The following is a 9,850-nucleotide window of genomic DNA, read 5'->3' as shown; positions in this document are numbered from 1 at the left end:
ATTCTCATACATGTCAGCCAAGACTTTTAGTTTAAAGTCTAAACTGTAATTTGCACGTTCATTCTTTTTGCTTTCCATTTTACTTTTTTTAAGTTAAAATGGTGTACACTTTTTCTGTAGTAAGACACGTTTTATAGAGGTCTAACGATGCGCTTTATTAGGTGTTAATGATGCGCTTTATTAGGTGCTAATGATGCGCATCGTTAAGGTGCAATGATGCGCATCGTTAAGTTAGGTCGATTTTTAACAAGTTATAGCTTATAAAAAAAGTGCAGAAAAGTGTATCGCAGCTACATAAAACGGCACTAAAATATCATCAAGGTGAAAGGCAAGACGCTGAAGTTTAGTGTGAAGTAAAACGGAAACTTGCATCCGTATGGATGTTTGAGAAAAAATAGACAAAGGCGGTGCTCCGAGTGAAATCGGAACATCGCCTTTATTCTTGGGGCTTACCCCACTTTCATTTTTCCCTGCCCAAGGAAAAAATTCTCCTTGCCCACGTAGAAATTATGCTTTGGGCAGGAAATAATTTTTGGGGGCGTATTCTAAATCCTTATAATAATTCTGGAAGCTGAAATAACTTGACACTATTGCTACCCTTGATGAGGATGTAATGGTCGTGAGGCTGTGCTTCCTTGATGGCTGCCTTTACCTCTTCTACATCATGGAACTTGCGGTAGCTGCATGGAATATCCTTGAACTCATCGCCTACCAGCCATACATTCTCCAGACCGGCAGCCTGCAGTTGGTCAACTACCTTCTGATGTTCCTCGTGACTTACTTCTCCAAGCTCGCCCATCTGACCTAAGATAGCCATCTTTTGAGGTACATCCATCACGCGGAAATTCTCGATGGCGGCTGCCATGCTCGATGGGTTGGCATTGTAGGCATCTACCACCAGCTTGTTGTGTGCCGTCTCTTCCAACTGTGAACGGTTGTTGCTTGGAATGTAATTCTCCAAAGCGTGGTCTATCTGCTGAGGCTTCACATCGAAATGAAGACCGATGGTGATGGCGGCAAGCATGTTGTCGATATTGTAAGAGCCGATGAGATGAGTCTGAACCTCATGCCAGTCGAAACTCTCGGAGCGCCAGCGGAACTTCAGGAAAGGAGCGCAGGAGATAACCTCTCCCCAAACATCGCAGTTCTCATCTTTGCCGTAGGTGATGAGGCGGTTGATATTGCGCTGGTCTGCCATCTCCATCAAGTGTTCGTTGTCGGCATTGATGAATACCAAAGCATCGTTGGCCGCAAGGAAGTCGTAAAGTTCGCCCTTGGTCTTCTTTACTCCCTCAAAACTGCCGAAACCTTGCAGGTGGGCACGCCCCACATTGGTAATCATGCCGCAGGTAGGTTCCACGTAATCCACGAGTTTCTGGATGTCGCCAGGATGGGAGGCACCCATTTCTACAACAGCAATTTCATTTTCCGGATTGAGGCGGAAGAGCGTCTTAGGAACACCGACATCATTATTAAAATTGCCCTGTGTAAACATCACGTTGTATTTCTCATCGAGCACGGCAGAAACCAATTCCTTGGTTGTGGTCTTGCCGTTGGTGCCGGTGATACCTATAACAGGAATGTCGAAGTGGCGACGGTGCTCACGGGCGAGTTCCTTGAAGGTGGTGAGGCAATCTTCTACGAGGATGTAGCGCTCATCGCCCTCCTTGGCATACTCTTTTTCATCAACAATCACATAGGCACAGCCTTTCTCCAAAGCCATGTCGGCAAACTTATTGCCATCAAACGATGCGCCCTTCAAAGCCAGGAAGATGCTGCCCTCTGGGCAGTCGCGGCTGTCAGTGGTAATCACTGGGTGCGCTTGGTAAATCTGATAGAGTTCTGAAATATCCATAGTCTATAACTGTTGTTTTGAGTGCAAAAGTACATTAAATCGTGGACATAGCAAACATTTTTTCAAAAAAATGTGGTTTTCTCGATTATTCTTTCTATTTTTGCAGAAATATTCAAGTAATCTTTGGAAAGTAAGGTCGGAATGGGCGCAAACATAGAAAGAGATAAATTAAAAACGAGGAAAGACAAGCTAGCTGGTTATTTCTTCGATATCTCCAAACTAAGTTTTGGAGCGATGGTTTTGGGTGGGCTTACGCCAATGATAACAGGAGAATTCGGTTATATGAATCTTCTGTATGTTTTATTTGGTGTGTGCATGACAATTTTGTTTGCAATAGTAGGTAATCGAATTTTAAAATATTAAGAAAATGGAAACAATGATTTTGATATTTGGAATAGGCACTTTAATAGGTGGTGGTATTTTGCTTTGGACATATACTGAATCAGGGAAGAAATGGCTAAAAAGTTTATAGTATGAGCTATTTGGCATTGTTCTTTTTAGTTTGCTCAATTTTTGGCCTAAGTTTTATCGCCTGGACTTACACCAAGCCAGGCGAAAAATGGCTTAAAGAGTTATAATCCGATGGAATATACAATTAATATCAAGGGGCGCTTGATGGATTTGAGTACCCCTCAGGTGATGGGCATCCTGAACGTTACGCCCGACAGCTTTTACTCAGGAAGTAGAAAGCAGACAGAAATGGAGATAGCTCAGAGAGCTAATCAGATTATAGAAGAAGGTGGAAGCATCATTGATGTGGGCGCTTTCTCCACTCGTCCCGGTGCCGATGAAGTATCGGAAGAGGAGGAGGGAAGACGCCTGAAGTTTGCTCTTGATATCGTTCGCAGGGAGCAACCGGATGCTGCCATCTCCGTAGATACCTATCGCCCTACCTTGGCACGCAAGTGTATCGAGGCGTGGGGAGCCGATATCATCAACGATGTTTCAGAAGGTGGAATCACAGGTATCGTCAATGTGCCGCTGGAGCAGAGACAGGAGGAATATCCTGAGATGTTCCGGGTGGTGGGCGAACTGAAGGTGCCTTATATATTAATGTCGGTGCAGCCTACGCTCGCCAAGATGATGAAGGGCTTTGCCAGGGAAGTGCAGCAGTTGCGCGATCTGGGTGCCAAGGACATCATCCTCGACCCAGGTTTCTGTTTCGGCAAGAATCTCATCCAGAATTATCAGATTTATGATGAGATGGAGAAGTTGAACGTAATGGAACTTCCTGTGCTCGTGGGCATCTCCCGCAAAAGCATGATTTACAAACTGCTGGGTGGCGATGCCACCACATCGCTCAATGGAACCTCTGTGCTTGATACCATCGCCCTGATGAAGGGAGCCAGCATCCTTCGTGTTCACGATGTGAAGGAAGCTGCTGAGGCTGTGAAAATCGTGGAAGCCATGAAGGAGGGCAGAGTATGATAGAGTTTGGAATCAAAGATGCGTTAGACATACTCCTGGTAGCCTCGCTGCTCTTCTACGTCTATCGCCTGATGAAGGAATCCCGCTCGCTCAACATCTTCGTGGGCATTATGCTCTTTGTGCTCATCTGGCTCTTCGTGAGTCAGGTGCTGGAGATGCGCCTGATGGGTTCCATCCTCGATAAACTGGTGAGCGTGGGAGTCATCGCCCTTATCGTCATCTTCCAGGAAGACATCCGAAGATTTCTATATGAGATAGGTTCACAGAAAGGCATGCGGAGGCTGGTCCGCTTCTTCCACTCCAGCAAGGAGAGCCAGAAGGAGGCGAACAAGGAGACCATCATGCCTATCGTGATGGCCTGCATGAGCATGGCTAAGAAATATGTGGGTGCCCTTATCGTTATCGAACGAGGCGTACCTCTGAAGGATATTATGGATACGGGCGAGGAGATAGATGCTAAAATCAATCAGCGGTTGATAGAGAACATCTTCTTCAAGAACTCACCTCTGCACGATGGAGCCATGGTGGTAAGCAACAAGCGAATCATGGCGGCAGGCTGCATCCTCCCCGTGAGTCACAACCTGGATATTCCCAAGGAACTGGGACTCCGCCACCGTGCTGCCCTGGGTATCTCGCAGAGCAGCGATGCCATCGCCGTCATCGTATCGGAAGAGACGGGACGAATCAGCGTAGCCATCAAGGGAGAATTCAAACTCCGACTCTCGGCAGAGGAGCTGGAAAGCATCCTTACTCAGGAAATGCTATAAATTAAGTGAAGAGTGAAGAACGAAGAGTGAAGAATTCATGTGCTTTCGTTCTTCACTTTTCACTCTTAATACTTCACTTTTCTTGGAACGTAAACCTTTACGATAATGATTATCTCCCGTTTTAGCTTTTTTTACACATTTTAGTGAGTGTTATTTCAAAATAAATATGTACTTTTGCAAAGTCGATGTGGCAAAACGGCAAAAAGTGCAAAAATGCAGCCTTACCCTTTGACATATCCACCATACGAAGATAATAAAATTATATAAAGAAAGAAATAAAATGGATTTATTACAGCAAATCGTAGCTCGCGCTAAAGCTGACAAGCAGCGCATCGTGCTCCCTGAAGCAGAAGAGGAGCGTACTTTGAAAGCAGCCGATAAAGTTCTGGCTGATGATCTCGCAGACATCATCCTCATCGGTAACCCTGCCAACATTAAGAATCTCGCTGCACAGTGGGGGCTTAACAACATCGACAAGGCTACTATCGTTGATCCACAAAACAACCCTAAGACTGAGGAGTATGCTGAGAAGCTCGCTGAACTTCGCAAGAAGAAGGGCATGACTATAGAGCAGGCTCGTGAACTCGTAACTAAGAACAACCTCTACCTCGGTTGCATGATTATCAAGACAGAGGGTGCTGATGGTCAGATTTCTGGTGCATTGAGCACAACTGGCGATACACTTCGTCCAGCTCTTCAGATTATCAAGTGTACTCCAGGTATCACTTGCGTAAGTGGTGCTATGCTGCTCATCTCAGACCAGAAGCAGTATGGTCAGGATGGCGTAGTGGTAATGGGTGACGTTGCTGTAACTCCAAACCCTACAGCAGACCAGCTTGCTCAGATTGCCTATACTACAGCTCATACAGCTCAGTCAGTGGCAGGTATTGCTGATCCACAGATTGCCATGTTGAGCTTCTCAACCATGGGTAGTGCCAAGGATGCCATCAACAAGGAGACAGGCAAGAGCGTTTATATCATCGACAAGGTGAAGGATGCTGTTGCTATCGCTAAGGAGAAGTTCCCAGAGCTTCACCTCGACGGTGAGCTTCAGGCTGATGCAGCCCTCGTTCCAGAGGTAGCTGCCAAGAAGGCTCCTAAGTCAGAGGTAGCTGGTAAGGCTAACGTATTGGTAGTTCCAAACCTCGAGGTAGGTAACATCGGCTACAAGCTCGTTCAGCGCCTGGGTGGTGCCATCGCTATTGGTCCTATCCTCCAGGGTATCGCTCGTCCTGTAAACGACCTCTCTCGTGGTTGCTCTGTAGATGACATCTACTACATGGTAGCTATCACAGCTTGCCAGGCACAGGATGCTAAGAAGGCGTAAACTAACTTTATTCAATCAATAACATTACAAAATTAACATTATGAAAGTATTGGTTCTGAACTGTGGTAGTTCATCTATCAAGTACAAGTTATATAATATGGACGATGAGTCTGTATTGGCACAGGGTGGTGTAGAGCGTATCGGTCTTGATAACGCTTTCATCAAGGTGAAATTGCCTAACGGCGAGAAGAAGCAGATTATGCACGATATGCCTGACCACAAGGAAGGTGTGAACTTCGTGTTCAAGTGCCTGCTCGACCCGGAAATCGGCGCCATCAAGGACTTGAAGGAAATCGACGCTGTAGGCCACCGCGTAGTGCAGGGTGGTGACAAGTTCAAGGAGAGCGTCATCGTTGACAAGAGCGTAGAGGATGGTATCGAGGAACTTTGCGACCTCGCTCCTGTTCACAACGCAGGTCACCTGAAGGGTATCCGTGCCGTTGACTCTTTGATGCCTGGCACTCCTCAGGTTTGCGTATTCGACAACGCATTCCACAGCACAATGCCAGACTACGCTTATCTCTATGCAATTCCTTACGAGTTGTACGAGAAGTATCACGTACGCCGTTATGGTTTCCACGGAACATCTCACCGCTATGTTTCTAAGCGTGTTTGTGAGATTCTCGGTCTCGACCAGAACAACTCTAAGATCATCACTTGCCACATCGGTAACGGTGGCTCTGTAGCTGCTGTATTGAATGGTAAGGTATTGGATACTTCAATGGGCTTGACTCCATTGGCTGGTTTGATGATGGGTTCACGTTGTGGTGACATCGATGCTTCTGCTGTTACTTATCTGATGGAGAAGTTGAACATGAAGCCACAGGAGATGGCTGACTTCTTGAACAAGAAGAGTGGTGTGCTCGGTATTACAGGTATTTCTTCTGATATGCGTGACATCGAGAACGCTGCCAACGAGGGTAATGAGAAGGCTCAGTTGGCTCTCCGTATGTACGAATATCGCATCAAGAAGTATATCGGTGCTTACACAGCAGCTATGGGTGGCGTTGACGCTATCGTATTTACTGCAGGTGTAGGTGAGAACCAGACCGGCCTCCGTGAGGAAGCTTGCAAGAACCTGGAGTATCTTGGCATCAAGATCAATAAGGAAGTAAATGACAAGGTTCGTGGTGAGGAAGCTATCATCTCTACTGACGACAGTAAGGTGAAGGTAGTAGTAGTTCCTACAGACGAGGAAATCGTTATTGCTCGTGATACTATGGATTTGGTTGCTAATAAGTAATCATCCTATATATAATAAGGTGAAGCTTTTCTGCAACGATAGAAATGCTTCACCTTAATTCTTTTACTATAACACTTAGACTTTGTCTTTGTGAAACAAGCCATACTCATCAGCTATATTATTACTATGTATTAATCTCAATGATAAAAAGATGAAAACAAAGATTGTAACTTTCGGAGAAATTTTGCTTAGAATTTCTAAGCCTGGTTATCAACGTTTATTCCAGGGCCGTCGCATGGAAGGCAATTATGGAGGCAGTGAGGCGAATGCCGCTATCTCTTTGGCTTATTTGGGAAACAACGTAGAATATGTCACCCGTGTGCCTTATGGTGAAATGGGAGAAGCTGCGCTGATGCATCTCAGAGAGTATGGTCTGAATGTTTCGCATGTGGTACGTGGCGGAGAACGTCTGGGTACTTATTATTTTGAGGAAGCCGTGGCGATGCGTAATTCCCGCGTGATTTATGACCGCAAGAATTCTTCTTTTTATTCATTGAAAAGGAATATGGTGAAATGGGATAAGGTTTTGGCTGATGCGGCTGTATTCCATTGCTCTGGTATCACTTGTGCCATCAGCCGTGATGCGATGGAATCTACCATGGATGCCATCAAATTGGCGGTATCGGATGGCTTGACCATTGTCTGCGATATCAACTACCGTAAGAATCTTTGGGGATACGGATTGGAACCTCATGATGTGCTCTTCCAGATGATGCAATACAGCGACATCATCTTTGGCGATCAGAATGAGTGGGAGGTTGCCAGTGGTGTACCTCATATTCCTTTTGAGGCTCTGAATGAAAACTATGAGATAGATAAGGAGGCTTATCTGGAGTATTTCCGCAAGATGCACAAGCTCTTCCCTAAGTGTAAGAAAATGGTGATGGCAGTACGCAATCAGATTGCCAGCAGTCATCATACTCTGAGTGGTTTGCTTTACGATTCTCAGGAAGGCAAACTCTATTCTACCAGAATCTACGATATTCAGCCTATCATTGACCCGATGGGTGTAGGAGATGCTTTTGTGGCTGCCTATATACATGCTCATCAGAAATGGGGCGATGAAAATCAATATTGTCTGGACTTCTCCTTGTCGGCAAGTGCTATCAAGAATACCATTCCAGGTGACCAGAACCTGGTGTCGGAAGAGGAGATTATCCATAATATGACTTCTTCAGGAGGAAGAATACAGCGATAACAATAAAGGGCAGCTTCATGGGCTGCCCTTTATTGTTATGGTTGGCTTTCGCCTTCCACGTATTCTTCCATAAACATGTGTTCTCCATCGAATACGGCATAAGTAAACTGCCAGATCCAATCTCCTAAAATCATCATGCGGGTTTTCTTGCTGAGCATGAGATCCAGTTCGATGTGGCGATGGCCAAACATGAAGTAGTCGATGTTCTTGTGCCCTTGCATATACTGTTTGGCAAAACGGACGAGGAATTCCTTCTTTTCGCCCATGTATGGTTCTTCTTTTCCATCAGCCCGTTTAAGTCTGCTATGCTTTGCCCAGTTCAGTCCCAATGCCATTCCCCATCGTGGATGGATGGCATTCAGCAGGCGTTGGCAGGTAGGGTTGTGGAACATGGATTTCAATAATTTGAACTTCTTGTCAGGATCTCCAAGTCCGTCACCATGAGCCAGAAAAAATACCTTGTCGTAAATTTCTACGGTCTGAGGTTTGTAATGCACGATGACCCCACATTCCTGCTCCAGATAGCCGTATGTCCAGAGGTCATGATTGCCCGTGAAGAAATGTACTTCCACTCCCATATCGGTCAACTCAGAGAGTTTTCCCAAAAAGCGGGTGTACCCTTTGGGTACCACATATTTGTATTCGTTCCAGAAGTCAAACATATCGCCTAAAAGATATATGGCAGAGGCTTTTGTCTTGATGCTGTCCAGAAAGCGTACCAGACGGCGTTCCTGCATGCGGGCATGCGGTATGGCTAACGAACCCAGATGTGCATCTGAAAGGAAATATACATTTTTCATAAGCGAAACTTTTTAAGTGAAGTGTGAAGAATGAAGAGTGAAGAATTCAACGGCTTTGTCTTTATTCGAAGCCAAGTTCTACGCGAGCTTCCTCGCTCATCATACTCTGATCCCAGGCAGGTTCAAAAACAAGGTTGACGTTTGTTGAATTGACGCCATCTACGCTGTCCACCTTGGTGCGCACATCTTCCAGAATGAAGTCGGCAGCAGGGCATGATGGGGCTGTAAATGTCATGTCAATATCTACATTGCCATCGTCTTTGACATCTATCTTGTAGATCATTCCCAATTCCCAGATATTCACAGGAATCTCAGGGTCGTAAACGGTTTTGAGTACATCTACGATTTTCTCTTCTATTTTTGTTTTTTCTTCTTGAGTCATAAATGCTTTATTCTTTTTGTGAAGGAGCACACGAAATGCTACCTGTATGATTATTGCTTATATTTTGCAAAGGTAGCATAAAATACAGAGAAAACAAAATAAAAGGTGATTTATTTTCGCTTTTTGAGCTGATATTTGCTTGAGAAATGCTGATATTTACAGTTTCCCTTTGTCATGATAAGAGTAGAAGGTTCCATCCGTGATGATGACATGGTCCATGAAGAAAATGCGCATAATCTGACAGGCCTTGTTGATCTGGTTGGTCAGCAGATCATCGTTTTTGCTTGGAATAGGATTGTTGCTGGGATGGTTGTGACAGATAGCCAAGATGGTGGCATTGTTGAGGAACACTTCTTTCATGATGAGGCGGACATCTATGGCTGTTTCTGTGATACCGCCATGAGAGATGCGTTCTGCCTTAATGAGTTTGAAGTTCTGGTTCATCAGGAGAATCCAACCTTCTTCCACATCGAGATCTTGCATACGGGGGAGCATGTAGTTGTAGATAGCCAATGATGAGCCTAAGTCGGGACGTACTCCAATTTTGTCAAGAGCACGGCGCTTGCCAAGTTCGCAAGCTGCCTGTAAAGTGATGGCTTTGGCAGGTCCCATACCTTTGTATTGTTGTAATTCCTGTAGGGTCATCTTGCCGAGTGTATTGAGGTTGTTGTCGCAATTGTTGAGGATGCGTTTCATCAGTTCTACGGCACTTTCGTCTCTGGAACCAGAACCGATAAGGATGGCGCATAGTTCTGCATTTGACAATGCACTGGGACCTAAACTTTCGAGTTTCTCGCGAGGCTGGTCTTCTGAAGCCCACTTCGCTATGGATAGTTTTTCGCTCATATTT

Annotated in this window: 10 protein-coding genes; 6 read left to right on the top strand and 4 right to left on the bottom strand. The window is 45.3% G+C overall.

Annotation, left to right across the window (positions count from 1 at the left end):
• Nucleotides 1-553: 553 nt before the first annotated feature.
• Nucleotides 554-1,855, bottom strand: a complete 1,302-nt coding sequence (locus tag EXN75_RS09960; RefSeq protein WP_134843682.1) for a UDP-N-acetylmuramoyl-tripeptide--D-alanyl-D-alanine ligase — start codon at nt 1,853-1,855, stop codon at nt 554-556.
• A 141-nt stretch (nt 1,856-1,996) separates the two neighbouring features.
• On the opposite strand from EXN75_RS09960, the gene EXN75_RS09955 reads away from it, so the two are divergent.
• The 6 genes from EXN75_RS09955 (at nt 1,997) to EXN75_RS09930 (ending at nt 7,818) form a co-directional block, all read left to right on the top strand.
• Entirely contained in the window at nt 1,997-2,218 is a 222-nt protein-coding gene (locus EXN75_RS09955) for a hypothetical protein (RefSeq protein WP_134843681.1), read from the top strand.
• A 219-nt stretch (nt 2,219-2,437) separates the two neighbouring features.
• Entirely contained in the window at nt 2,438-3,283 is an 846-nt protein-coding gene (gene folP, locus EXN75_RS09950; protein WP_134843680.1) for a dihydropteroate synthase, read from the top strand.
• Nucleotides 3,280-4,050, top strand: a complete 771-nt coding sequence (gene cdaA / locus EXN75_RS09945; RefSeq protein ID WP_134843679.1) for a diadenylate cyclase CdaA — start codon at nt 3,280-3,282, stop codon at nt 4,048-4,050. Before folP ends, cdaA begins: the two co-directional genes overlap by 4 nt.
• Nucleotides 4,051-4,330: 280 nt before the next feature.
• Nucleotides 4,331-5,377 (top strand): phosphate acetyltransferase, encoded by a 1,047-nt coding sequence (gene pta, locus EXN75_RS09940; RefSeq protein WP_089544487.1) that lies wholly within the window; start codon nt 4,331-4,333, stop codon nt 5,375-5,377.
• A gap of 40 nt (nt 5,378-5,417) precedes the next feature.
• Entirely contained in the window at nt 5,418-6,620 is a 1,203-nt protein-coding gene (locus tag EXN75_RS09935; protein WP_134843678.1) for an acetate kinase, read from the top strand.
• Between the two features lie 151 nt (nt 6,621-6,771).
• Nucleotides 6,772-7,818: a sugar kinase gene (locus EXN75_RS09930; protein ID WP_134843677.1), complete on the top strand. Its 1,047-nt coding sequence runs from the start codon at nt 6,772-6,774 to the stop codon at nt 7,816-7,818.
• 35 nt (nt 7,819-7,853) lie between these two features.
• On the opposite strand, the gene EXN75_RS09925 is transcribed toward EXN75_RS09930, so the two are convergent.
• From EXN75_RS09925 to radC, 3 genes are all read right to left on the bottom strand, one after another.
• Nucleotides 7,854-8,618 carry a UDP-2,3-diacylglucosamine diphosphatase gene (locus EXN75_RS09925; RefSeq protein WP_118117252.1) on the bottom strand — a complete coding sequence of 255 codons (765 nt, stop codon included), beginning with the start codon at nt 8,616-8,618 and terminating at the stop codon, nt 7,854-7,856.
• A gap of 61 nt (nt 8,619-8,679) precedes the next feature.
• The gene (locus EXN75_RS09920) at nt 8,680-9,000 is read right to left on the bottom strand and encodes a metal-sulfur cluster assembly factor (RefSeq protein ID WP_118117253.1); all 321 of its coding nucleotides are present in this window, start codon (nt 8,998-9,000) and stop codon (nt 8,680-8,682) included.
• Nucleotides 9,001-9,156: 156 nt separating this feature from the next.
• On the bottom strand, nt 9,157-9,846 hold the full coding sequence (gene radC / locus EXN75_RS09915) for a RadC family protein (protein WP_134843676.1): 690 nt from the start codon (nt 9,844-9,846) through the stop codon (nt 9,157-9,159).
• Nucleotides 9,847-9,850: the final 4 nt, after the last annotated feature.

It is taken from the genome of Segatella hominis (genome assembly GCF_004535825.1).
Classification (GTDB): Bacteria; Bacteroidota; Bacteroidia; order Bacteroidales; family Bacteroidaceae; genus Prevotella; species Prevotella hominis.
Note: the sequence above shows the minus strand (reverse complement) of the source record. Positions and strands in the feature narration are given on the sequence as shown.

What these genes read in the sequence shown, in the direction of transcription:
- EXN75_RS09960 (WP_134843682.1), bottom strand. Translation starts at nt 1,855, where the DNA reads ATGGATATTTCAGAACTCTATCAGATTTACCAAGCGCACCCAGTGATT.
- EXN75_RS09955 (WP_134843681.1), top strand. Translation starts at nt 1,997, where the DNA reads ATGGGCGCAAACATAGAAAGAGATAAATTAAAAACGAGGAAAGACAAG.
- folP (WP_134843680.1), top strand. Translation starts at nt 2,438, where the DNA reads ATGGAATATACAATTAATATCAAGGGGCGCTTGATGGATTTGAGTACC.
- cdaA (WP_134843679.1), top strand. Translation starts at nt 3,280, where the DNA reads ATGATAGAGTTTGGAATCAAAGATGCGTTAGACATACTCCTGGTAGCC.
- pta (WP_089544487.1), top strand. Translation starts at nt 4,331, where the DNA reads ATGGATTTATTACAGCAAATCGTAGCTCGCGCTAAAGCTGACAAGCAG.
- EXN75_RS09935 (WP_134843678.1), top strand. Translation starts at nt 5,418, where the DNA reads ATGAAAGTATTGGTTCTGAACTGTGGTAGTTCATCTATCAAGTACAAG.
- EXN75_RS09930 (WP_134843677.1), top strand. Translation starts at nt 6,772, where the DNA reads ATGAAAACAAAGATTGTAACTTTCGGAGAAATTTTGCTTAGAATTTCT.
- EXN75_RS09925 (WP_118117252.1), bottom strand. Translation starts at nt 8,618, where the DNA reads ATGAAAAATGTATATTTCCTTTCAGATGCACATCTGGGTTCGTTAGCC.
- EXN75_RS09920 (WP_118117253.1), bottom strand. Translation starts at nt 9,000, where the DNA reads ATGACTCAAGAAGAAAAAACAAAAATAGAAGAGAAAATCGTAGATGTA.
- radC (WP_134843676.1), bottom strand. Translation starts at nt 9,846, where the DNA reads ATGAGCGAAAAACTATCCATAGCGAAGTGGGCTTCAGAAGACCAGCCT.